19 protein-coding genes are annotated in these 23,651 nt (G+C 72.6%); 7 read left to right on the top strand and 12 right to left on the bottom strand.

From position 1 onward, the window contains the following. Positions 1 to 508 precede the first annotated feature (508 nt). On the top strand, positions 509 to 1,504 hold the full coding sequence (trpS, locus tag ACZ6BB_RS34040) for a tryptophan--tRNA ligase (RefSeq protein ID WP_471618970.1): 996 nt from the start codon (positions 509 to 511) through the stop codon (positions 1,502 to 1,504). Positions 1,505 to 1,524: 20 nt separating this feature from the next. Here the strand turns inward: trpS and proC are convergent, their stop codons facing one another. From proC to ACZ6BB_RS34010, 6 genes are all read right to left on the bottom strand, one after another. Next, a complete protein-coding gene (gene proC / locus ACZ6BB_RS34035; RefSeq protein ID WP_471618969.1) occupies positions 1,525 to 2,337 on the bottom strand; it encodes a pyrroline-5-carboxylate reductase in 813 nt (270 codons plus the stop codon). Positions 2,338 to 2,532: 195 nt separating this feature from the next. Continuing rightward, positions 2,533 to 3,321, bottom strand: coding sequence for an ABC transporter permease (locus ACZ6BB_RS34030; RefSeq protein WP_471618968.1), 789 nt, complete (start codon positions 3,319 to 3,321; stop codon positions 2,533 to 2,535). After that, on the bottom strand, positions 3,318 to 4,190 hold the full coding sequence (locus ACZ6BB_RS34025) for an ABC transporter ATP-binding protein (RefSeq protein WP_471618967.1): 873 nt from the start codon (positions 4,188 to 4,190) through the stop codon (positions 3,318 to 3,320). Before ACZ6BB_RS34025 ends, ACZ6BB_RS34030 begins: the two co-directional genes overlap by 4 nt. Positions 4,191 to 4,393: 203 nt before the next feature. Then, positions 4,394 to 5,182 carry a class I SAM-dependent methyltransferase gene (locus ACZ6BB_RS34020; RefSeq protein ID WP_471618966.1) on the bottom strand — a complete coding sequence of 263 codons (789 nt, stop codon included), beginning with the start codon at positions 5,180 to 5,182 and terminating at the stop codon, positions 4,394 to 4,396. 216 nt (positions 5,183 to 5,398) lie between these two features. After that, positions 5,399 to 5,989 (bottom strand): EamA/RhaT family transporter, encoded by a 591-nt coding sequence (locus ACZ6BB_RS34015; RefSeq protein ID WP_471618965.1) that lies wholly within the window; start codon positions 5,987 to 5,989, stop codon positions 5,399 to 5,401. Positions 5,990 to 6,243: 254 nt separating this feature from the next. After that, a complete protein-coding gene (locus ACZ6BB_RS34010) occupies positions 6,244 to 6,597 on the bottom strand; it encodes an SH3 domain-containing protein (RefSeq protein WP_471618964.1) in 354 nt (117 codons plus the stop codon). Between the two features lie 208 nt (positions 6,598 to 6,805). Between ACZ6BB_RS34010 and ACZ6BB_RS34005 the strand changes: the two genes are divergently transcribed. After that, on the top strand, positions 6,806 to 9,064 hold the full coding sequence (locus ACZ6BB_RS34005) for a serine/threonine-protein kinase (RefSeq protein ID WP_471618963.1): 2,259 nt from the start codon (positions 6,806 to 6,808) through the stop codon (positions 9,062 to 9,064). Positions 9,065 to 9,189: 125 nt separating this feature from the next. On the opposite strand, the gene ilvD is transcribed toward ACZ6BB_RS34005, so the two are convergent. From ilvD to ACZ6BB_RS33985, 4 genes are all read right to left on the bottom strand, one after another. Further along, positions 9,190 to 11,043, bottom strand: a complete 1,854-nt coding sequence (gene ilvD / locus ACZ6BB_RS34000) for a dihydroxy-acid dehydratase (protein ID WP_471618962.1) — start codon at positions 11,041 to 11,043, stop codon at positions 9,190 to 9,192. A gap of 189 nt (positions 11,044 to 11,232) precedes the next feature. After that, positions 11,233 to 11,850 (bottom strand): TetR/AcrR family transcriptional regulator, encoded by a 618-nt coding sequence (locus ACZ6BB_RS33995; protein WP_471618961.1) that lies wholly within the window; start codon positions 11,848 to 11,850, stop codon positions 11,233 to 11,235. Then, positions 11,847 to 12,668 (bottom strand): sugar phosphate isomerase/epimerase family protein, encoded by an 822-nt coding sequence (locus tag ACZ6BB_RS33990; RefSeq protein ID WP_471618960.1) that lies wholly within the window; start codon positions 12,666 to 12,668, stop codon positions 11,847 to 11,849. Before ACZ6BB_RS33990 ends, ACZ6BB_RS33995 begins: the two co-directional genes overlap by 4 nt. A gap of 302 nt (positions 12,669 to 12,970) precedes the next feature. Further along, positions 12,971 to 13,903, bottom strand: coding sequence for a Ppx/GppA family phosphatase (locus ACZ6BB_RS33985; RefSeq protein ID WP_471618959.1), 933 nt, complete (start codon positions 13,901 to 13,903; stop codon positions 12,971 to 12,973). Positions 13,904 to 13,974: 71 nt separating this feature from the next. On the opposite strand from ACZ6BB_RS33985, the gene ACZ6BB_RS33980 reads away from it, so the two are divergent. After that, on the top strand, positions 13,975 to 14,865 hold the full coding sequence (locus ACZ6BB_RS33980) for a DUF3109 family protein (RefSeq protein ID WP_471618958.1): 891 nt from the start codon (positions 13,975 to 13,977) through the stop codon (positions 14,863 to 14,865). 320 nt (positions 14,866 to 15,185) lie between these two features. On the opposite strand, the gene ACZ6BB_RS33975 is transcribed toward ACZ6BB_RS33980, so the two are convergent. Further along, positions 15,186 to 16,904: a BACON domain-containing protein gene (locus ACZ6BB_RS33975; protein WP_471618957.1), complete on the bottom strand. Its 1,719-nt coding sequence runs from the start codon at positions 16,902 to 16,904 to the stop codon at positions 15,186 to 15,188. 215 nt (positions 16,905 to 17,119) lie between these two features. Here ACZ6BB_RS33975 and ACZ6BB_RS33970 point away from each other — a divergent pair, with 215 nt between their 5' ends. The 3 genes from ACZ6BB_RS33970 (at position 17,120) to disA (ending at position 21,331) form a co-directional block, all read left to right on the top strand. Beyond that, complete coding sequence (locus tag ACZ6BB_RS33970; RefSeq protein ID WP_471618956.1) at positions 17,120 to 18,514, top strand: alpha/beta hydrolase; 1,395 nt, start codon at positions 17,120 to 17,122, stop codon at positions 18,512 to 18,514. A 202-nt stretch (positions 18,515 to 18,716) separates the two neighbouring features. Further along, complete coding sequence (radA, locus tag ACZ6BB_RS33965; protein ID WP_471618955.1) at positions 18,717 to 20,126, top strand: DNA repair protein RadA; 1,410 nt, start codon at positions 18,717 to 18,719, stop codon at positions 20,124 to 20,126. An 80-nt stretch (positions 20,127 to 20,206) separates the two neighbouring features. Next, entirely contained in the window at positions 20,207 to 21,331 is a 1,125-nt protein-coding gene (gene disA / locus ACZ6BB_RS33960) for a DNA integrity scanning diadenylate cyclase DisA (protein WP_046919581.1), read from the top strand. A 94-nt stretch (positions 21,332 to 21,425) separates the two neighbouring features. Here disA and ACZ6BB_RS33955 read toward each other — a convergent pair whose 3' ends face one another. Beyond that, the gene (locus ACZ6BB_RS33955; protein WP_471618954.1) at positions 21,426 to 22,259 is read right to left on the bottom strand and encodes a hypothetical protein; all 834 of its coding nucleotides are present in this window, start codon (positions 22,257 to 22,259) and stop codon (positions 21,426 to 21,428) included. Between the two features lie 287 nt (positions 22,260 to 22,546). Here ACZ6BB_RS33955 and ACZ6BB_RS33950 point away from each other — a divergent pair, with 287 nt between their 5' ends. After that, entirely contained in the window at positions 22,547 to 23,605 is a 1,059-nt protein-coding gene (locus ACZ6BB_RS33950; protein WP_471618953.1) for an LLM class flavin-dependent oxidoreductase, read from the top strand. Positions 23,606 to 23,651: the final 46 nt, after the last annotated feature.

The raw sequence follows: 23,651 nt of genomic DNA, 5'->3' as shown, positions 1-23,651 counted from the left end.
TTTCCCTTTCCGGCGGTTCCGACTCTATCAGATCCTTTCGGGCCTGATTCCCAGTCAGCGGGCTTTGTCCTCGCGGCTGTTGGGCCGTTCCGACGAGTGAGACTTTAGCGGATTCCTCGCTCCCGAGCTAATCGGGGCTGCGCCCTTTCGAACGCGGATTCCTCATTTCGCAAATACACATGCCAATGACACGACGACAGGTCGTCGATGCTTGGTGGTTACCTGCGGAATGGCTGTCCGGGGACCGACCGTGGTCGGCGCTCACGTCGAACAACCCGAAGAACACTACGTACCGGCTCGGGGTGTGTCAACTCGCTGCCGCACGGTCCTGCGAGGCGTAGCCTGGCCCCCATGACTACGCGTACGTGTCACCAGCAGTGGTGGGCCGCCTGAGGGCGGCCGTACACACGTATGTACTCGACGGCCGCCGCCTCCGGCGGCCGTTCTCGTATCTCCCTCCTGAGGGGCGGCCGGCCGGTGGCAGCGGCCCTGATCAGGAGGTGGAGAGATGACACGGGTCTTCAGCGGCATCAAGCCGACGGGGCATCTGACGCTGGGGAACTACCTCGGAGCGGTACGGCGGTGGGCCGAGATCGACCAGCACCGCACGGACGCGTTGTTCTGTGTGGTGGACCTGCACGCGCTGACCGTGGACCACGATCCGGCGCGGGTGCGCAGGCTCACCCGGCAGGCGGCGACCCTGCTGCTGGCCTCAGGGCTGGACCCGGAGCTGTGCACCGTCTTCGTGCAGAGTCATGTGGATGAGCACGCGCGGCTGTCGTACCTGCTGGAGTGCGTGGCCACGGACGGCGAGATGCGCCGGATGGTCCAGTACAAGGAGAAGGCGGCGCGGGAGCGGGACCGGGGAGGCAGTGTCCGGCTGTCGCTGCTGACCTACCCCGTGCTGATGGCGGCCGACATCCTGGCGTACGGGACGGACGAGGTGCCCGTGGGCGACGACCAGACGCAGCACGTGGAGCTGACCCGGGACCTGGCGGTGCGCTTCAACCAGCGGTACGGGCGGACGTTCGTGGTGCCGCGGGCCACGCGTCCGCAGGTCGCGGCCCGGGTGATGAACTTGCAGGATCCGACGTCGAAGATGGGGAAGACCGACGACGTCGGGCCGGGCATCGTCTATCTGCTGGACGAGCCGGACGTGGTGCGGAAGAAGGTCATGCGGGCCGTGACCGACAGCGGGCGGGACGTGGTCTACGACCCGGAGAAGCGGCCGGGGCTGGCCAACCTGCTGGAGATCCTCGCTGCCTGTGAGAGTGGGAACCCCGAGGACCTGAGCGGTGTATATGAGTCGTACGGGGCACTGAAGAAGGACACCGCCGAGGCCGTGGTCGAGCACCTCAGGCCCGTACAGGAGAGGCACAAGGAGTTGTGCGCGGATCCTGCGTATGTGGAGGGGGTGCTGCGGTTGGGTGCGGAGAAGGCCAGAGGGATGGCTCGGCCGAGGGTTGACGAGGCGTATCGGGCGATCGGGCTGCTGACCGGCTGACGAGCTGACCGCGGGCGACGTCAGCTGTTGCTGCCGGAGGCCAGTTCGCGGCTGCGGTCGCGGGCGGCCTCCAGCGCGGCGATCAGTGCGGCGCGCACTCCGTGGTTCTCGAGTTCGCGGATGGCGCTGATCGTCGTGCCGGCGGGAGAGGTGACGTTCTCGCGGAGCTTCACGGGGTGTTCGCCGCTGTCGCGGAGCATGGTGGCCGCGCCGATGGCGGACTGGACGATCAGGTCATGGGCCTTGTCGCGGGGCAGGCCGAGGAGGATACCCGCGTCGGTCATGGCTTCGACCAGGTAGAAGAAGTACGCCGGGCCGGAGCCGGAGAGGGCGGTGCAGGCGTCCTGCTGGGACTCGGGGACGCGGAGCGTCTTGCCGACGGCACCGAAGATCTCCTCGGCGTGCGCGAGATCGGCCTCGCTCGCGTGGCTGCCGGCGGAGATGACGGACATGGCCTCGTCGACGAGGGCGGGGGTGTTCGTCATGACACGGACGACGGGGGTGCCTGCGGCCAGGCGCTCCTCGAAGAAGGAGGTGGGGATGCCTGCCGCGCCGCTGACGACCAGGCGGTCGGCGGGGGTGTGCGGGGCGAGTTCGTCGAGAAGGGTGGCCATGTCCTGGGGCTTGACCGTGAGGATGAGCGTGTCGGCGGTCTTCGCGGCCTCGGCGTTGGTGACCGGTGTGACGCCGTAGCGGGTGCGGAGCTCTTCGGCGCGTTCGGGGCGGCGGGCGGTGACCAGGAGGTCCGCGGGCGCCCAGCCGGCCCGGATCATGCCGCTGAGCAGGGCCTCGCCGATCTTGCCGGTGCCGAGGACTGCGACTTTCTGGCTCATGGTGCGGGTGCCCTCCGGGGTGCGTCGTCCTGGGGCCATCCTCGCACCGGGGACGGGGGTTCGGCTGGCGTGTCCGGTGGGCGGGACGTCGGCTGGACGGAGTGACGGGTCGGAGTGACGGGTCGGAGTGGCCGACGTGGGGTGGCCGACGTGGGGGGCCGGTACGGGGGGTGACCGGCGTGGGATGGCTGGGCGTCAGGTCGTCCGGCGCCTGAGGGTGGCCGCTCCCAGAGTGAGGACCAGCAGGGCGCAGCCGGCGACGATCGCGATGTCGCGGACGAAGGTGGCGGTCATGTCGGTGTGGAGGAGGACCTCGTTCATGCCGTCGACCGCGTAGGACATGGGGAGGACGTCGGAGATGGCCTCCAGGGCGGGGTGCATGTCGGCGCGGGCGGTGAACAGGCCGCAGAGGAGGAGTTGGGGGAAGATCACGGCCGGCATGAACTGGACGGCCTGGTACTCGGAGGAGGCGAAGGCCGAGACGAAGAGGCCGAGGGCGGTGCCCAGCAGAGCGTCGAGGAGGGCGACGATCAGGAGGAGCCAGGGGGAGCCGGTGACGTCCAGGTCGAGGAACCAGACGGCCAGACCCGTGGCGAGGGCGGACTGGATGACCGCCAGGGTGCCGAAGGCGAGGGCATAGCCGGCGATGAGGTCTCCCTTGCCGAGAGGCATGGAGAGAAGGCGCTCCAGGGTGCCCGAGGTGCGTTCGCGCAGGGTCGCGATCGAGGTCACCAGGAACATCGTGATCAGCGGGAAGATGCCGAGGAGTGAGGCGCCGATGGAGTCGAAGACGCGCGGGCTGCCGTCGAAGACATAGCGCAGCAGGAACAGCATCACGCACGGGATGAGGATCAACAGGGCGATCGTGCGGGGGTCGTGGCCGAGTTGGCGGAGGACCCGGGCGGCCGTGGCGGTCGTGCGGGAGTAGCTGAGGGCCCTGGGGCGGGGGGCCGCGGGGGGCGTGGACGGGGTCGTGGTGGTCATCGCGCCGGCTCCTTGTGGTGTGCGTCGGTCGTGGCTGTGAGCGCGGTCGCGGTGGGTTCGGCTGCTGTGGCCTCGTCGACCAGGCGGAGGAAGGCCTCTTCGACTGTTTCCGCGTGGGTGCGGGTGCGGAGGGCTTCGGGGGTGTCGTCGGCGAGGATCCGGCCCTCGCGCATGAGGAGGAGGCGGTGGCAGCGCTCGGCCTCGTCCATGACGTGGGAGGAGATCAGGAGGGTGGCCCGGCGCTCGTCGGCGAGGGTGTGGAAGAGCGTCCACAGTTCGCGGCGGAGGACGGGGTCCAGGCCGACGGTGGGTTCGTCGAGGACCACCAGTTCGGGGGCGCCGAGGAGGGCGACGGCCAGGGAGACGCGGCTGCGTTGGCCACCGGAGAGGTTGCCGGCGAGGGCGTCGGCGTGGGCGGTGAGGTCGACGTCGGCGATGGCCCGGGTGACGTCCTCGTGGCGGCGGTCGGAGGCGGCGCGGCCGGGGTCGAGGATCGCGGCGAAGTAGGCGAGGTTCTGGCTGACGGTCAGGTCGTCGTAGACGGAGGGGGCCTGGGTGACGTAGCCGATGCGGGAGCGGAGGGTGGCGTCCCCCGCGGGGCGGCCCAGGACGTCCAGGGTGCCGGTGACCTTGGCCTGGGTTCCGACGATCGCTCGCATCAGGGTGGATTTTCCGCAGCCGGAAGGGCCGAGCAGCCCGGTGATCTGGCCCTGGGGGACGGCGAAGTCGAGGCCGCGGAGCACGGTGCGCGGGCCTCGGGCGACGGTGAGGTTCTGGGCGTGGACGGCGGGGAGGGACGCGGTGCCGGCGGCGGGGGTGGGTGAGGTGCCGGGTTGGGGTGGAGGCTCACCCTGGGAGTTATTCATCATGTGATGAATATTGCGCAGGGCGGGTGGGACGTCAAGTCAGGGAGGGGGGTGGGTTCCGCGCGGGGGGGGGTCCAACTGGGTTCGGGGCGCGGGCAGGCGGAAGCGCGAGCGGGCGCGACAGGGCGTTCGCGGGCGCTCGGCGGGAGGCGATCCGGGAGCTGGGGGGCGGGCGGGGCGAGAGAGGTGGTCTTGGGAAGGTCTGGTCAGGGGCGGACGGCCACCAGGAGGTCCACGTCGTAGGTCTCTTCGATGGTTTCGGTGGGGAAGAGTTCGCGGAGGTGGGCCCGTTCCTCGGTGAGGAACGAGGACGTGGCCTCGTCGCCGAGGACCAGGAACCCCGAGTGGCTGGCGATGTTGGCCAGATGGGTGTCCAGGGGGACCGTGCGGCTCCAGCGGATCTGGCAGCGCGTGAAGTCGAGGCGGTCGGCGGTGTCGGCGAGTGCCGCGGGCGCACCGGAAGCGCTCTTCTCGATCGGTGTGGCGGGGTCCACACCGAGGAAGCGGTGGATGCGGAGGGTGGCGTCGGCGATCCAGGGGACGTCGACGGCGTCGGTGTTCCACCACAGCGCGAGTGCCCCGCCGGGGCGGAGTACGCGGAGGGCCTCCGGGACCGAGCGGGTGGTGTCGGTCCAGTGCCAGGACTGGGCGTAGGTGAGGAAGTCGGTGAAGGCGGTGGCGACGGGGAGAGCGTTGCCGTCGCCTCGGACCAGGGGGATGCGGGGGTGGGTGCGGCGGAACTGGGCGGCCATGCCCGCGCCGGGTTCCACGGCGAGGACGTCGGCGCGGCGGGCGTGGAGGAGGGCGGTGGCTATGCCGGTACCCGCCCCGACGTCCACGACGCGGGCTCCGCGGAGGGAGCGCGAGGCCAGGGCTTCGATGGTGGCGAAGAGGGTGGGCGGGTAGGAGGGGCGGTTCGCCGCGTACTGCGCTGCGGCGGTGTTGAACGAGTGGGCTCGGACGGTGTGGGAAGCGTGCGGGCGGGAGGTGGCCATGGGGCACATCGTGGCCCGGTGAGGTGGCGTTGGGGAGGGGTTGGGGAGGGTTGGACCTCCCTCGACCCGCTGCCGCCGCTGTCTTCCCTTCCCTTCCCCTCCCGTCCTGTCCCGCCCCGCCCCACCCCGCCCCGCCCTGTCCTGTCCTGTCCTGTCCCCCGGGGCGGTGCCCCTTTCGGCCTCGCGCGCCCAGGCGGGGTGCGCCTTGCCGGAAGGTCAAGGGCGGCGGCGCTTTGCCGGGTTTCTCGTGCGCTTGGCCGTGCGGCGCTCGTACAGCCGGCGGGCCGCCGTGTACTCCTCGCGGTGCAGGGACTCGCCCGGGGCCTCTTTGAAGGAGCGGAGGAAGTAGGCGGTCAGGGAGCCGAGGAAGCCGATCGTGAGGAGGCCGCGCAGGGAGGCGTGGCGGGCCGGGTCGGGGCGCTTGGCGAAGGCACCCCAGGTGTGGCCGAAGGCCAGGGCGCTGCAGACGGCGAACATGATGACGAGCAGGATGCTGACGAACCCGCCGACCGCCGCCAGCTGCAGTCCGTCGTAGGCCAGGCTCAGCACCAGGCAGGAGACGGCCAGGGCGGTGAGCGAGCCGGCGGTGACGGCCGCCCGGCGTGCCGTGTAGGTGGCGTCGTGGTTCAGCCAGGTCGTCCCGAAGAAGCGGATGGGTTCGGGGCGGGGGCCCGTGGGGGTCGCCGGGGAGGCGTCGAGGGGCGCCCGGCGGTCCTGCGGCGTCTGCGCTCCGTGCGGCTCCTGCCCTTCCTCCTGCACCTGCCCCGGCTCCTGCCCTGCCTGGTCGTTCCTCGGCTTGTCGCTCACGGGTCGATTATCGCTCCGGGTCGGGAGCGGGCTGGTGGCGGTGTCGGGTGCGTTCCCGACGAGGGCGGGTGGCCTCGCCGCGATACCCGCGCGGGTATCGCGGCGATCTCCGTGCCGCCGCGGTGCGCCCTCGGGGCTGGTGCCGCGAGCGCTGGTGCCGTGAGGGCCGGCGCCGTCAGGGGCAGAGCCGCGGCATGGAGCGCTCGGAGCGGCGCCCGGTCGGTCGCCCCGGGCGCCGGGCCGGTCGTCCCGGGTCAGCCGCAGCGGCCGGCCACGTAGCCGTCGCTGCCGGTGTAGACGTAGGAGTCGGAGATGTACTGGCCGTCGTCGATGTTGTCCCAGACGTTCGTGGTGCCGTAGGGGCCGGAGATGGTCTGGCCCGGGGTCTGGCAGTAGATCGGTACCGTGGCGCCCTCGGAGAGGACGCGGACGATGCCGTAGCTGGTGCTTGGACCGCTGCGGACGTTGAGACGGACGCCCGGCGCGATGGAGTAGCGGCGGACGGCTGCCGTGACCGTCGCGGCGGTGGCCGAAACCCCTACCGACGCCGTACCGGCCCGCTCCCCCTCGCCGTCCTCCGCGATCTCTTCGACATGCTCGACAGACATGGCTGAACTCCCCCCGTTTGCAACCCCGTTTGAAACCCCGTTTGGTCCCCACGCACGGCGTGGGGACCCGTTGATACCCCTGATTCAGGCCACGCACACCTGTGCGTTCCACGGACGTGCAGGCTAGCAAGCCGCCTCTGTCCCGTACGTGTCATCGACTAGGCTCCGAACGTCGCGCGAGCGGCCGAAACAGCACGGGGGTGGACCCATGGCACCGCAGCGCGGCACCGGGTCGGGAGCAGAAGCGGAACTTCCCGAGTACGCCGGCCAGTACCGCCTGGAGTCGTGTCTGGGATCCGGTGGCATGGGCGTCGTCCACCTGGCCGCCTCCACGTCCGGCCTGCGGCTCGCGGTGAAGGTGGTGCACGCCGAGTTCGCGAAGGACCCCGAGTTCAGAGGGCGTTTCAGACAGGAGGTCGCCGCTGCCCGGCAGGTGAGCGGCGCCTTCACCGCACCGGTCGTGGACGCCGACACCGACAGCGCCCGGCCTTGGATGGCGACCCTCTTCATCCCCGGTCCGACCCTCGCCGAGCACGTCAAGCGGAACGGGCCCATGCCGCCAGGGCAGTTGCGGCGGCTCATGGCCGGGCTCGCGGAGGCCCTGCGGGACATTCACCGTGCCGGTGTCGTGCACCGGGACCTCAAGCCCAGCAACGTCCTGCTCGCCGAGGACGGCCCCAAGGTCATCGACTTCGGTATCTCCCGGCCGAAGGACAGCGAACTGCGCACCGAGACGGGGAAGTTGATCGGCACTCCGCCGTTCATGGCACCCGAGCAGTTCCGGCGGCCGCGGGAGGTCGGGCCCGCCGCCGACATCTTCGCCCTCGGCTCGGTCACCGTGCACGCGGCCACCGGGCGCGGGCCCTTCGACTCCGACAGTCCCTATGTCGTCGCCTACCAGGTGGTTCACGACGAGCCGGACCTCACCGGCGTACCCGAGAACCTCGCGCCTCTCGTCCGTGCCTGTCTGGCCAAGGAGCCGGAGGACCGGCCCACGGCGGACGAGTTGATGCACGAACTCCGGTCCGTGGCCGCCTCGTACGACACGCAGACCTTCGTTACGACCCGGCGGGAGCGGGAAGGCGCGGGCTGGGTGTCGTCGCCGGGCACGACCCGGAACGCGGACGAGGACACCAGGTCAAAAGCCGAGGCCGAGGCCGCCTCCTCCAGCACCGGCACCGGTGTCGACGGCGCCCCTGACGAGGCCCATGAGCGAGCAGACTCCGGGCGGCGTGCGGGCCGGGGCAGTGGCCGCTTCGGGGGCCGGTCGCGTACGCGGGCCGTGCTGGTCGCCGCCTCGGTGGTGCTCGTCGCGGGCGGGGGGTTCGCCTCCGTGCGGGCCCTGGGAAGCGAGGGCGGGCGGCCGGACGGGGGTACCGCCTCGCCGCGGGCCGGTCGCGCGGCCGCCGCACCCGCCCTCGAAGCATGGGCCACCAGGCCGGCGGCGAAGAAGAAGAACGCGCCGCAGTGCTCGTACGGGGCGGGGAAGGTGTTGTGCGCGCAGCCGGGGCTGGTCTCCGCGCTGGATCCGGCGGACGGCAGCGTGCTGTGGCGGCACACCGTCGACGGGACGGGTGCGCTCGGCACGAGCGAGCCGCCCGTGGTGTCGGGCGGGCTGGTGCAGGTGCTGACGGACGAGAACCGCCGGGCCCTGGCGCTGGACCCCGAGACCGGTGAGGTGCGGTGGGAACGGGACGTCTCCGCGTACGGCGGCAGGCACTACGCGGGCGGCACGCTGCTGCTGACCGCCGCCGACGGGACGGTCACCGGGGTGGACACCGCCACCGGCGACACCCGGTGGAGCGGCCGGATCCCGGGGCAGCCGGAGGCGTACTTCACGTCGTTCGACGGGGACCGGTCGGCGTACCTGGCGTACGTCACCGGTGAGGGGGCGCAGGCGCGGACCCGGATCACCGCGGTGGACCCGGCGTCGGGGGACGTGCGCTGGGACACCCGGCTGAAGGGGCGCCTGGAATTGACGGGGGCCGCGGGCGGTGCCCTCTTCCTCACCTCGATCGGCGGTGCCTACGAGGACACGGTCGGCGTGGTCCGGTACGACCCCGGCACGGGGACGGCCGTGCGGGTCGCCCTGCCCGTGCCGCTCCAGCAGGCCCGTGGGGTCGTGCGGGGCGACGTCGTGTACCTGTTGAGCGGTGCGGGGGGTGCCCTGGCGGCCGTCGACATGAAGGCCCGTAGGCAGGTGTGGCGTACGGAGACGGGCGTCGCGCGGAGTTCGGCGCCGGTCGCCGACGACCGGCATCTGTACTTCACCGCCTCCGACGGGCGGCTGCTCGCGGTGGACCTGCGGAAGGGCCGGATCAGCGGGGACACGCAGTCGCGGCTCGGTGACCCGGGCCGGGTCACGGCCTCGCTGCCCGAGCCCGTGGTCATCGACGGACGGGTCTGCGCGGCCGCGCTCGACGGGACGGTGCTCGGGCTGGACGGGAGCGATCCGGGAAGCTGGTGACCCTCCCCCGGGGGTCACGGCGGGGCGGGCGACTTCACGGCCGGCCGGGCGGCCCCACGGCCGAGGGCCGTCCCGTAGGGGGACGGCCCTCGACACGACGGGTCTGCGCCTCGGCGCCGTGTCCCTCAGCCCAGCTTGCTGACGTCCCGCACCGCGCCCTTGTCGGCGCTGGTGGCCATCGCGGCGTAGGCGCGCAGCGCGGCCGACACCTTGCGCTCCCGGTTCTTCGGGGCGTAGACGCCGCCCAGGGCCTGCTCGCGGCGGGCCAGTTCGGCATCATCGACGAGCAGTTCGATCGAACGGTTCGGGATGTCGATGCGGATGCGGTCGCCGTCCTCGACGAGGGCGATCGTGCCGCCGGCGGCCGCCTCGGGCGAGGCGTGGCCGATGGAGAGGCCGGAGGTGCCGCCGGAGAAGCGGCCGTCGGTGATCAGCGCGCAGGTCTTGCCCAGGCCCCGGCCCTTCAGGTACGAGGTCGGGTAGAGCATCTCCTGCATGCCGGGGCCGCCCTTGGGGCCCTCGTAGCGGATGACGACGACGTCGCCCTCCTTGATCTCCTTCAGCAGGATCTTCTGGACGGCATCCTCCTGCGACTCGCAGACGACCGCCGGGCCTTCGAACGTCCAGATCGACTCGTCGACGCCGGCCGTCTTCACCACGCAGCCGTCGACCGCGAGGTTGCCCTTGAGGACCGCGAGGCCGCCGTCCTTGGAGTAGGCGTGTTCGGCGGAGCGGATGCAGCCGCCCTCGGCGTCCTCGTCCAGGGTGTCCCAGCGCTCGGAGGTGGAGAACGCCTCGGCGGAGCGGACGCAGCCGGGGGCCGCGTGCCACAGCTCGACGGCCTTCGGGGACGGGGAGCCGCCGCGCACGTCCCAGGTCTTCAGCCAGTCGGCGAGGGAGGGGCTGTGGACGGAGTTCACGTCCTCGTTGAGCAGGCCCGCGCGGTGCAGCTCGCCCAGCAGGGCCGGGATGCCGCCGGCGCGGTGCACGTCCTCCATGTAGTACGTGCGGTCCTTGGCGACGTTCGGCGCGACCTTGGCCAGGCACGGCACGCGGAGCGAGACCGCGTTGATCTCGTCGAGGCCGAAGGGGACGCCCGCCTCCTGCGCGGCGGCCAGCAGGTGCAGGATCGTGTTGGTGGAGCCGCCCATGGCGATGTCGAGGGCCATGGCGTTCTCGAAGGCCGCGAACGAGGCGATGGCGCGCGGCAGGACCGTCTCGTCGTCCTGCTCGTAGTAGCGGCGGGTGATGTCCATGACGGTGTGGGCCGCGTCGATGTACAGCTGCTTGCGGGCCGTGTGGGTCGCCAGGACCGAGCCGTTGCCGGGGAGGGAGAGGCCGATGGCCTCGGTCAGGCAGTTCATCGAGTTGGCGGTGAACATGCCGGAACACGAGCCGCAGGTCGGACAGGCGTTCTCCTCGATACGGAGGATGTCCTCGTCCGAGATCTTGTCGTTGACCGCGTCGGAGATCGCGTCGACCAGGTCGAGCGTGCGGACCGTGCCGTCGACGAGGGTGGCCCGGCCGGACTCCATCGGGCCGCCGGAGACGAAGACGGTCGGGATGTTGAGCCGCAGGGCGGCGTTCAGCATGCCCGGGGTGATCTTGTCGCAGTTGGAGATGCAGATCAGGGCGTCGGCGCAGTGGGCCTCGACCATGTACTCCACGCTGTCCGCGATCAGGTCGCGGGAGGGGAGGCTGTACAGCATGCCGCCGTGGCCCATCGCGATGCCGTCGTCGACGGCGATCGTGTTGAACTCGCGCGGGATGCCGCCGGCCTCGCGGATCGCCTCGCTGACGATGCGGCCCACCGGCTGGAGGTGGGTGTGGCCCGGCACGAACTCGGTGAAGCTGTTGGCGACCGCGATGATCGGCTTGCGGCCGATGTCCGCGCCCGGTACACCGGAGGCGCGCATAAGGGCGCGGGCGCCCGCCATGTTGCGGCCGTGGGTGACTGTGCGGGACCTCAGCTCGGGCATCGCGCTCGCTCCTTCAGAGACTGCGATCAGAGACTTCTGACTGCATCGAGCGTACGCCCGTTGCGCCAAGGGTTGGACACGTTGTCCGGGAAGTGGGACGGCCGTCTCGGTGTTCGACTGCGGGGCGGTGCGGGCCGGCGGTGTGTCCAGGGGCCCGCCGGGGCGGTTCCCCGTGTGTCCGGACGACGCCTAGACGGGTGCGGTGAGGTGGGCCTGCACCACCGGGGCGACCCGTCTGATGATCTGCTCCGGGTCCGCCGACGCCAGCGGCTCCACCTTGATCACGTAGCGGAGCATGGCGATGCCCACCAGCTGGGCGGCGGCCAGCTCGGCGCGCAGTTCCGCGTCCGGGCCGTCGACCTGGGCGGCGACGCGGCGCAGCAGCTGCGCCGAGACGAGACGGCGGAAGACGGTGGCCGCGACCTCGTTGTTCACGGCGGAGCGGACGATCGCGAGCAGCGCGGCGCGGGTCTTCGGGTTCTCCCAGACCCCGAAGAAGAAGCGGGCCAGCCGCTCGCCGACACCGTCGAGGGGGCCCTCGGCGATCGAGCCGGGTGCGCTCAGCAGAGGCCCGAAGGCCACCTCGATGGACGCCTCGAACACCTGCTCCTTCGTGCCGAAGTAGTGGTGCACGAGCGCCGAGTCCACGCCCGCGGCCTTGGCGATGCCGCGTACGGACGTCTTGTCGAAGCCGCGTTCGGAGAACTCCTCCCGGGCGGCGGCGAGGATACGGTCGCGCGCCGCGGGCGTGTCGGCCGACTCCGTGCGGGAGGGCCGGCCCCGGCGGCGGGGGGTGGCCGAGGTCACGGTCGCGGGACCCGCACGGCGGAGGCGAGGTGCAGCCGGGTGAAGGCGAGGGCCTCCGCCAGGTCGGCCTCGCGCTCGGCGGCGGACATGGCACGGCGGGTGTTGACCTCGATCACGACGTGGCCGTCGAAACCGCTGCGGGCGAGACGTTCCAGCAGCTCGGCGCAGGGCTGGCTGCCGCGGCCCGGGACGAGGTGCTCGTCCTTGGCCGATCCCCTGCCGTCGGCCATGTGCACATGGCCGAGGCGGTCGCCCATGCGGTCGACCATCTCCAGGGCGTCGGTGCGGGAGGTCGCGGAGTGGCTGAGGTCGATCGTGAAGTGCCGGTAGTCGTCCTTCGTCACGTCCCAGTCGGGGGCGTACGCGAGCATCTCGCGGTCGCGGTAGCGCCAGGGGTACATGTTCTCGACGGCGAACCGGACGTCCGTCTCGTTCGCCATCCGCCAGATCCCGGTGACGAAGTCACGCGCGTACTGACGCTGCCAGCGGAACGGCGGGTGGACGACGACCGTGCTCGCGCCGAGCTTCTCGGCGGCGGCCTGGGCGCGCTGGAGCTTGACCCACGGGTCGGTGGACCACACCCGCTGGGTGATCAGCAGGCAGGGGGCGTGAACGGCGAGGATGGGGATCTGGTGGTAGTCGGAGAGGCGGCGCAGGGCCTCCAGGTCCTGGCTGACCGGGTCGGTCCAGACCATGACCTCCACGCCGTCGTAGCCCAGGCGCGCGGCGATCTCGAAGGCCGTGGCCGTCGACTCCGGGTATACGGAGGCCGTGGACAGGGCGACCTTCGCATCCGGGATCCGTACGGGTTCTGCCACGCGGCACAGCCTACGGGGTGGGGCGGGTCGGGTGCGGCGGGGGGCGGGAGGTCGGCCGGGGACGAGGGCGGCTCGCCCGTGCCGTCGGGGTGCGGGGTGTGTGGGCGGGCGCGTGGCCGGGTGCGGGCGCGTGGGGCCTCTCGCGCGGTTCCCCACGCCCCTGAGAAAGCGGGGCTGCGCGCCCCCGCCTTTTCGTCCCGAAAGGGCCGTAGGCCCTCAAGGGGCGCGGGCAACCGCGCGACAAGCCCCCACGCACCCGCAGCCGACAGCGCCCCCGTGCTCGACGCCCCATGTCCTACGCCCTACGCCGTCCCCATGTGGTCCAGGCGCCGCAGGATCACGCCTTCCCGTAGTGCCCAGGGGCAGATCTCCAGCGTCTCCACCTCGAAGAGGTCCATCGCGGCCTCGGCCACCAGCGCGCCCGCGAGGAGCTGGTTGGCGCGGCCCTCGGAGACGCCCGGGAGTGCGGCGCGCTGGGCCGTGGTCATGCCGGCGAGTTTGGGGACCCAGGACTCCAGGGAGCCGCGCTTGAGGTCGCGCTGGACGTAGAGGCCCTCGGCGGAGCGGGCCGCGCCGCCGATACGGGCGAGCTGCTTGAAGGTCTTGGAGGTGGCGACCACGTGGTCGGGCGCGCCGAAGCGGCTGAACTCCCCGACCGTGCGGGCTATCTGGGCCCGGACATGGCGGCGCAGCGCCCGGACGTCGTCCGGGGTGGCCGGGTCGCTGGGCAGCCAGCCTGCGGTGAGGCGGCCCGCGCCGAGAGGCAGCGAGGCGGCGGCATCGGGCTCCTCGTCTATGCCGTACGCGATCTCCAGGGAGCCGCCGCCGATGTCGAGGACGAGGAGCTTGCCGGCCGACCAGCCGAACCAGCGGCGGACGGCGAGGAAGGTCAGCCGGGCCTCCTCGGCGCCGGTGAGGACCTGCAGTTCGACGCCGGTCTCGTCCTGGACCCGGGCGAGGACCTCGTCGGCGTTGCTGGCCTCGCGCACGGCGGAGGTGGCGAACGGGAGCAGTTCCTCCACGCCCTTGTCCTCGGCGGCCTGGAGCGCCTCGTGGATGACGTCGATGAGTTTCTCGACCCCTTCGGGACCTATGGCCCCGGCCTCGTCGAGCAGTTGGGCAAGGCGCAGCTCCACCTTGTACGAGTGCGCGGGCAGGGGGCGCGCGCCCGGGTGTGCGTCCACCACCAGCAGATGCACCGTGTTCGATCCCACGTCGAGGACACCGAGTCTCATGGGCGGAACGCTACTGCCAGCCGGGCCGTGCGAGGTCCTCGATGCGGTCTCCGGCGCCGTACCCTGGACGGGTGCCAAAGACGAAAAAGGCAAAGGCCGACAAGTCGGCAGCGCAGGCGGCCGCGACCGGCGGCTCTTCGCGGGCGAGGGCGGCGACCAAACCGGCGAAGTCGGCGAAGGGCTCGGCGGAGCCCGCGGTGCCGGACGAGAAGGGACTCGATTTCGCGCGCGCGTGGGTGGAGTTCCCTGATCCGGCGGACGACGAGCAGGTCTTCCGCTGCGATCTGACCTGGCTGACCTCGCGCTGGAACTGTGTCTTCGGCAGCGGCTGCCAGGGCATCCAGGCGGGCCGGGCCGCCGACGGGTGCTGCAGCCTGGGCGCCCACTTCTCGGACGAGGACGACGAGAAGCGCGTCGCCGGACATGTGGCGAGGCTCACTCCGGAGATCTGGCAGTTCCACGACGTGGGCACCGAGACCGGCTGGGTCTCCAAGGACGAGGACGGCGACCGCCAGACCCGCCCGTACAAGGGGTCGTGCATCTTCCAGAACCGCCCGGGTTTCGCCGGGGGCGCGGGCTGCTCGCTGCACATCCTGGCGCTCCGGGAGGGCCGCGAGCCGCTGGAGACCAAGCCGGACGTCTGCTGGCAGCTGCCGATCCGGCGTACGTACGACTGGATCGACCGGCCCGACGACACGCGGGTGCTGCAGGTGTCGATCGGCGAGTACGACCGCCGCGGCTGGGGTCCGGGCGGTCACGACCTGCACTGGTGGTGCACGTCGGCGACCTCGGCGCACGGTGCGGGCGACCCGGTGTACGTGTCCTACCGGCCCGAGCTGGTCGAGCTGATGGGCAAGGCGGGCTACGACCGCCTGGTCGAGCTGTGCGAGCAGCGGCTGGCGTCCCGCCTGCCGCTGGTGGCACCGCATCCGGCGGACCCGACGGAACCGGCGGGACCGTAGCCGGAGCCGGCCGGGCCGGACGGAGCCCGCGCCGCCGGTCGCACCGCGGGCGTAGCCGCAGCCGCAGCCGCGCACACCACCGCCGCCGGCGAGCGGACGGCGAGCGGACGGGACCGGCGCGGCACCGACCGGAGGCGGGCCCACCATTTCGGAGCCGGCACGGCGGCTCGTACGGGTCGCCGTGTGCCGGCTCCGCCGCACGCGGGCGGATCGGCCGGGCCGGTCGCGCCGTCAGCGGCATCCGCTGAGCGGGCCGCACCCCCGGCGGGCCGGCCGTGTGCGCCGAGCCCCCAGCCCCGCAAGCCCCCTCCCCGTACTCCCTACGAGGCCGGCGGAGGGTCGCCTCCGCCGTCGTTCGGTGGTGCGGTCGGGCCGGGTGGCTCCGTGGGGGTCTGGTCGGTGGGTGCCGGGGTCGGGTCGGGCTGGGTCGGACCGGTGGGTGTGGGGTCCGGGTCGGGTGCCGGGGGCGGGGCCGTGGGCTTCGGCGGGCCCGGGTCCGGGTCCGGTGGCGTCGGCCGGGTGTCGACGGGGGGCGTCGGCAGCGGACCGTAGCCCTCGATCGTCACCACGGCTCCCGACGGGGCGAGCGACACCTCCGCCGTCCAGTACCCGGCGGGCTCGCTCAGCTGGTCGACGTACACCTTGATCGTCGTGGACGCGCCGGGTTCCAGGGTGCCCGAGGAGCGGCTGAGGTAGAGCCAGTCGGCGCCGGTGCGGGCGGACCAGCGCACGGGTGAGTCACCGGTCGCCTTGAGGGTGACGAGGGTGGTGTCGCCGTCGTTCGCGGCGGTGACGGAGAGCGCGCCCCGCCCCTTCCCCTGGGTGACCTCCACGGACACGTCGTCCGCGGCTCCTTTCCCGGGGCGGGCGCCGGGCCTGGTCCGTGCGTTGCCGGCGTTCTCGTAGGCGTCGCCGCCGCCGGCGCCGAGGGTGCCGTCGGCGTCGCCCTGTTCCTCGCCCGCGCTGACGGAACGGCCGTCGGCGCCCTCGCCGATGAGGGGGGCGCCCCGGTAGGCGGCCCAGAGGGCGAAGACGGGCGCGGCGACCACGGTGGCCACGACGGTCGTCGTGACGGCACGCGCGCGCAGCCGGTCCCGGCGGGCCGCCCGGTCCCTCGGGTCCATGGGGAAGCCGCGCCGGTCGAAGCGCGGGGCGCCGCGACGCGCGCGCGTGAGGTGCGTCGTCGCGGGACCGAGGGCCGCGCGCGGCGCTTCGAGCACGGGCAGCGCGGCGGGTGTGACGCTGGTGCCGGGCCAGTGGCCGGGGACGGCGCGCTCGGCGGCGCGACGGCAGACGGGACAGTCGTCGACGTGCCGGACGAGTTCGCGGCGCAGGGCGGCGCTCAGGACGAAGGGCTGATCACCGGCGAGGCGGGAGACGCCCGGGCAGGCACCGCTCTCCACGACGGCCAGGGCCGCCCTGGTGCGCTCCACCTCGCAGGCGGCGGAGGCGAGCAACTCCCGCGCGGCGGCCGGCTCCATCCCGAGCACGTCGGCGACCTCGGGCGCGGTGAGCTGGTGCCGCACGGCCAACTCCAGTGCCTCGCGCTGTTCGGGCGTGGTGCCGGCGGCCTCCGGCCAGGCGAGCCGGGCCAGTTCACGCCGGCGCCGCCGCTCCTCGTCCTCGGAGAGGGCGGAGGACCCGGCGGCGGTCTGCGGGACGCGCGGGTGCGCGGTCCCGCCGCCGTGTGCGGGCGGGCGTCCGGAGGCGTGCGTGCCCGGCCGTTTCTGCCGGACCTCGGTGAGCCCGCGCAGACAGGCCCACCGGGCCAGCGCGTACAGCCGGGCCCGGCGGCCGTCGGCGTCGTCCGGGCCGCGGCGGCGCTCGGCGAGCGCGAGGACGTCCGCCAGGGCGGCGGTCGCGGCGTCGTGGTCGCACAGCACGGACATGCAGTAGGTGAACAGGCCGTCCAGGTACGGCTCGTAGTGCGCCGGCGTGCGCTGCGCCACCGCCCGCGCGGCCGCCCGATCACGCGCCTCGCCGTACATGCGGTGCGCGCCGGTGGTGCGGGTCGAGGTTTCCGGACTGATGCTCATCATTCATGGACGGTAGGCGCCCGGAAGCAGCCCCTTCTCCCCCCTTCAGCACTTTTACTCCGTACGGGTGAAACGATCCCTCATAAGGGGACAGGAAGCCCGGGTTCCGGCGACATCCCGCCAACGCTGTGCACTTTGTTGACGGCGACAATTGGTACGCCTACTTTCCCGGGAGTCCAAGTTACTTTCAGGTACGCCGAGTCAGGAGCCCCACTCTCATGACCGCACGCACCCGCCGCACGCCCCTCACACCCGCCGCACGCGCGGTCACCGCCCTGGCCGCCGCCGTCGTCCTCGCGCTGACCAGCACCTCCGTCTCGACGGCCGCTCCCCGTGCCGCCGTGCCCGCCGCCGAACGCCTCACCGGCACCCTCCCGGACGGCGCCGCCTGGATCGCGGACGTGCCGGAGAACTGGAACGGCACGTTGGTCGTGTTCAGCCACGGCTTCGGCGTCACCGTGCCCCAGAACGCCCCCAGCGAGGCGGTACGCCTGCGGCTCCTCGAAGAGGGCTACGCGCTCACCGGCTCCTCCTACGACGTGAGCGAGACCCTCTGGGCCCTGGAGAGCGCCGAGCGCGACCAGGTCGCCACCGTCGCGGCGGTCACCGAGAGGATCGGCGAACCCACCCGCACGCTCTCCGTCGGGCAGTCCATGGGCGGCCTGGTCAACGCCCGGCTCGCCCGCTCCGGCGCCGGCGGCATCGACGGCGCCCTCGGCCTCTGCGGGCTCGTGGCCGGCGCCAACGACCTGCACACCTACCAGCTCGACGCCGAGTACACGATCGCCCGGCTGCTGCTCCCGGACACTCCGGTGAAGCTGGTGGACTTCGCCTCCGAGGCCGAGGGCGCCACGACCGGCCGGCAGCTCACCGACGCCGTCGTCGCCGCGCAGCGGACCCCCGAGGGCCGCGCCCGTATCGCCCTCGCCGCCGCGTACCTCAACCTGCCCGCCTGGGCGCCCGGCAAGGACCGCCCCGCCGCCGGCGACTGGGAGGCGCAGCAGGCCCAGCAGTACGAGTGGCTCGCGCGGGGCGTCCTCAACCGCGTCGAACCCGCCCGCTACCACCTGGAGAAGGCCCTCGGAGGCAACAACTCCGGGAACAAGGGCGTCGACTACGCACGCGTGCTCGCGGCCTCCCAGCACGCGCCCCTGGTCAAGGCCCTGTACCGGAAGGCCGGCCTCGACCTGCGCGCCGATCTGCGGAACCTGACCTCCCACACCGGTATCACCGCCGACCCGTCCGCCGTCGCGGCCGGCGAACGCACCTCCTCCGCAGGCCAGGGCCTCGCGGTCCCGCTCCTGGACGTCCACACCGTCGCCGACGACCTGGTCCCCGTCGAACAGGAATCCCGCTTCGCCGCCCGCGTGCGCGCCTCCGGCGACGCCGCCCTGCTGCGCCAGGCCTACGTCGCACGCCAGGGACACTGCGCCTTCAGCACCGCCGAGACCGTCGCCGCCCTGCACGCCCTGGAGTCCCGCCTCGACTCCGGCCGCTGGGGCGCCTCCGCGACCTCGGGCGCCCTCCAGACCGCCGCACTCGCCCTCGGTCTCGACGGCGCCGCGTACGTCCCGTACCGCCCTGCCGGCCTGACGATCGGCCCCCGCCGATAGGGCACGTTCCCGAGCCGCAGGAGGGCGCGCGCCCGGGGCGCGGGGAACGGCGCGAGCAACCACACCCCGCCCGCGGCCGCCCCACACGCGCGCCCCCACGGGCGGGCGCCCACGGCCGGGGCCGGCACCTCGAAGCCCCCGGCCCCCGGCCCAACCCGCCCAGCACGCCACGGGTGTCAGTGCCCTCCGTTACGGTTCGTGCATGGCTGCCCGTACGAAAACCGCGAAGGACCGGCCGTCCTACCGCTGCACGGAGTGCGGCTGGCAGACGGCCAAGTGGCTCGGCCGCTGCCCCGAATGCCAGGCGTGGGGCACGGTCGACGAGTACGGCACGCCCGCCGTCCGTACGACGGCCCCCGGCCGGGTCACCACCTCCGCCGTGCCCATCGGCCAGGTCGACGGCCGCCAGGCCACCGCCCGCACCACCGGGGTCCCGGAGCTGGACCGGGTCCTCGGCGGCGGCCTGGTACCCGGCGCCGTGGTCCTCCTCGCGGGCGAGCCGGGCGTCGGCAAGTCCACCCTCCTGCTCGACGTCGCCGCCAAGGCAGCCGACGCCGAGCACCCGACCCTCTACGTCACGGGCGAGGAGTCCGCCAGTCAGGTCCGCCTGCGGGCCGACCGGATCGACGCCCTGCACGACCACCTCTACCTCGCCGCCGAGACCGACCTCTCCGCCGTGCTGGGTCACTTGGACGCGGTGAAGCCGTCCCTACTGATCCTCGACTCGGTCCAGACCGTCGCCTCCCCCGAGATCGACGGCGCTCCCGGCGGCATGGCCCAGGTCCGCGAGGTCGCCGGCGCCCTGATCCGCGCGTCCAAGGAGCGCGGCATGTCGACGCTCCTCGTGGGCCATGTCACCAAGGACGGGGCCATCGCGGGACCCCGCCTCCTGGAGCACCTCGTCGACGTGGTCCTGCACTTCGAGGGCGACCGGCACGCGCGTCTGCGCCTGGTCCGCGGCGTCAAGAACCGCTACGGCGCCACGGACGAGGTCGGCTGCTTCGAGCTGCACGACGAGGGCATCACCGGCCTCACGGACCCCAGCGGCCTCTTCCTCACCCGCCGCGACGAACCCGTCCCCGGCACCTGCCTGACCGTCACCCTGGAGGGCCGCCGCCCGCTGGTCGCGGAAGTGCAGTCGCTCACAGTCGACTCGCAGCTCCCCTCCCCCCGCCGTACGACGTCCGGCCTGGAGACCTCCCGGGTCTCGATGATGCTCGCGGTCCTGGAGCAGCGCGGCCGGATCAGCGCCCTCGGCAAGCGGGACATCTACTCGGCGACGGTCGGCGGCGTGAAGCTCTCGGAACCCGCCGCGGACCTCGCGATCGCCCTGGCCCTGGCCTCCGCGGCGACCGACACCCCCCTTCCAAAGAACCTCGTGGCGATCGGTGAGGTGGGCCTCGCGGGCGAGGTCAGACGGGTCACGGGCGTCCAGCGCCGGCTGTCCGAAGCGCACCGTCTGGGGTTCACGCACGCGCTCGTTCCGTCCGACCCGGGCAAGGTTCCTCCCGGTATGAAGGTCCTGGAAGTGGCCGACATGGGAGACGCGCTGCGGGTACTGCCGCGATCCCGTCGGCGAGAGGCCCCACGGGACGAGGAGGACCGCCGGTAGACTTTGCCCAGGTCTCGCCCGTCCGTACGAACCACGAGTGCGAAACGGGAGCGCCCCCAACCCGCGACCGGAGGAGTGCAGTGGCAGCCAACGACCGGGCAGCAGCTCCCGGAAAGTCCGGCGGGAGCTCCGGTGCCGATGGCCTGATGCGCGCCTCGCTGAGCGCTGTGGCACCAGGTACGGCCCTGCGCGACGGGCTGGAGCGGATCCTCCGCGGCAACACCGGCGGGCTCATCGTGCTCGGCTTCGACAAGACCGTCGAGCCGATGTGCACCGGCGGTTTCGTCCTGGATGTCGAGTTCACGGCCACCCGTCTGCGAGAGCTGTGCAAGCTCGACGGCGGCATCGTGCTCTCCTCGGACCTCTCCAAGATCCTCCGGGCGGGCGTGCAGCTGGTCCCCGACCCGACGATCCCCACCGAGGAGACCGGCACCCGGCACCGCACGGCCGACCGCGTGAGCAAGCAGGTCGGCTTCCCGGTCGTCTCGGTCTCCCAGTCGATGCGCCTGATCGCGCTGTACGTCGACGGCCACCGGCGGGTCCTGGAGGACTCGGCGGCGATCCTGTCCCGCGCGAACCAGGCCCTGGCGACGCTGGAGCGGTACAAGCTCCGCCTGGACGAGGTGGCGGGCACGCTCTCCGCACTGGAGATCGAGGACCTGGTCACGGTCCGGGACGTGTCGGCGGTCGCCCAGCGGCTGGAGATGGTCCGCCGCATCGCCACCGAAATCGCCGAATACGTGGTCGAACTGGGCACCGACGGCCGTCTCCTGGCCCTCCAGCTCGACGAACTGATCGCGGGTGTCGAGCCGGAGCGCGAACTGGTCGTCCGGGACTACGTCCCCGAGCCGACGGCCAAGCGCTCCCGCACGGTCGACGAGGCCCTGCGCGAACTCGACGCCCTCGCCCACGCGGAGCTCCTCGAACTGCCCACCGTCGCCCGCGCCCTCGGCTACACCGGCTCCCCGGAAGGCATGGACTCCGCGGTCTCCCCGCGCGGCTACCGCCTCCTGGCCAAGGTGCCCCGTCTGCCCGGCGCCATCATCGACCGTCTCGTGGAGCACTTCGGCGGTCTCCAGAAGCTCCTGGCCGCCAGCGTCGACGACCTCCAGACGGTCGACGGAGTGGGCGAGGCCCGAGCCCGCAGCGTCCGCGAGGGCCTGTCACGCCTGGCGGAGTCGTCGATCCTGGAGCGGTACGTCTAGTACGCCGGGCAGCGGTGGCGGCAGCCGCAGTGGTGGCGGTGCGGCTGACGGTACGCCCCGGGGGCGCCCCGAGGGGGGCGCCCGGCCCTGTCCGTCAGTCCTTGTCCAGCACGAACGACGCCCGGGCGGTGGCCAGCCCCGGAGCCTTCGCCTCCACGAGGTACGTCCCGGCGGCGGCCGAACCCGCCGACGGCGTCGCGCAGTTGGGCGCGCTGGGGTCGCGGTTCCACTCCACGGTGTAGGTGACCCGGTCCCCGGCCGGCACCCGGAACAACAGGCTGCCCGCGGTCTCGTGGCAGTCGTCGGACGCCCAGAACGCGTCGTCGCCGTCGGCCGCGGTGATCGTCACCACCGTGTTGTCCGGCCCGAGATCGAGCTTGCAGTCACCGCCGGAGGAGTTGCGCGCGATCAGCTCGAACGTGGGGTTCACCCCGGGCGCGTAGGCGTTGCGCACACTGCGCACGGTCAACTTCACCGCTCCGGCGGTGCAGTTGGGCAGACTCGACCCCGCCTCGACCTGCTCCCCGGAACTGCTCCCGTTCTTGCCGCCGTCGTCCGACGTGCCCCCGCCCGCGGCACCGGACCCGTCGCCGGACCCCCCGGAGCCGGAACCAGAACCAGAACCCGAACCGGAGCCGGAGCCGGAGCCGGAACCGTCGCCGCCCGTGCTCGACTCGTCGCCCGACTCGTCCCGCCCGCCCGGCGCTTCACTGATCGCGGGACCGGAATCCGACGGCCCGGGGGTGATCGAGGTGACGGGGTTCTTGCCGTCGGGCTCCCCCGCGTTGTTCCCGCCGCCCCCGCCACCGCCGGTGACGATCCAGACGACCAGGATCGCCAGCAGACCGACGGCGGTCAGCAGAATGGCCCTCCGTCGCCAGTAGATGGTGGAGGGAAGCGGCCCGATCGGATTGCGCAGAGATCCCACGGCGCAAACTGTACGAGAGATCGAGCCCTTCACCGGCCCCACCCGCCGCCCGAAACCTCAACTTTTCCGGATCATCATCCCGGTCGTTCCCCGCGCGGCACCGACGGAGCGCCACATGATCGCGTTACGTGATCACAAGGCCCGTACGGACACCCTCCGTGACCGGGTCGGCGTCTCGTCGGCAGCGTGAACTTCCGGGCCCCACAACTGCGTTCACCGTCCCGCCATCCCCGGCTGCCACAATCTCCCCAGAACCGCCAAGTGCGCCGAAGTGCTGGGAGAGGACGATGGACGGATCCGTGGAGAACGGCGTCACCACGTCGGCGTCGAGGCCGTTGCGGAGGCTGGGGTTTCTGACCATCGGGCTGTTCGACGAGACCGATCCGCGCCGGGGCCACGAGTCGACGCTGGAGGTCATCGAGTTGGGTGAGCGGCTCGGCTTCGACAGCGCGTGGCTCCGCCACCGTCATCTTCAGTACGGCATCTCCTCCCCCGTCGCCGTCCTGGCGGCGGCCTCGCAGCGCACGAGCCGTATCGAACTGGGTACCGCCGTCATCCCGTTGGGCTGGGAGAACCCGCTGCGGCTCGCCGAGGACCTGGCCACGGTCGACCTGCTCTCCGGCGGCCGGCTCAACCCGGGCGTCAGCGTCGGCCCCCCGATGCACTACGACAGCGTCAAGGCGGCGCTCTACCCGGACACCGCCGACGCGGAGGACTTCGGCTTCGAACGGGTCCGGCGGCTCCTCGGGTTCGTCCGGGGCGAGAAGGCCGGCGAGTTCAGCGGCACCGAGGGGTTCGAGGTCTTCTCCGACCGGGTGCAGCCGCAGTCCCCCGGGCTGGGCAGCCGTATGTGGTACGGCGGCGGCAGCCTCCGGTCGGCGCGGTGGGCCGGCGAGAACGGGATGAACTTCCTGACCAGCAGCGTGGTGAAGGCCGAGGGGGAGACGGCCGGGGCGGTGGACTTCGCCGCCGTCCAGCTCTCCCACATCCGGGAGTTCCGGGCGCACCACCCCGACGGGGAGGCGGCCCGGGTGTCGCAGGGGCTCGTCGTCATCCCCACCGACTCGGCGACGCCGGAGCAGCGCGCCAAGTACGAGGCGTACGCGGCGAAGCGGCTGCCCCGGACCGCCGCGCCGCAGGGGCCGGGGCGGATGCTGTTCGCGCCGGACCTGGTGGGCACGTCCGCGGAGATCGCCGCGCGGCTGCGCGCCCACGTCGCCTTCCGGGAGGTCGACGAGGTCGCGTTCGCACTGCCGTTCACCTTCGCGCACGAGGACTACGTTCAGATCCTGACGGACGTCGCGACGAAGCTGGGGCCGGAGCTGGGGTGGCGGGCCGGTGGGTGAGCCGGGCGCGTCGGGGCTCGGGGGTACGCGCAGCCCCTGCTTTTCA

This window comes from Streptomyces sp. NPDC041108 (assembly GCF_055592645.1).
This window is presented reverse-complemented; position numbering and strand designations above follow the sequence as displayed.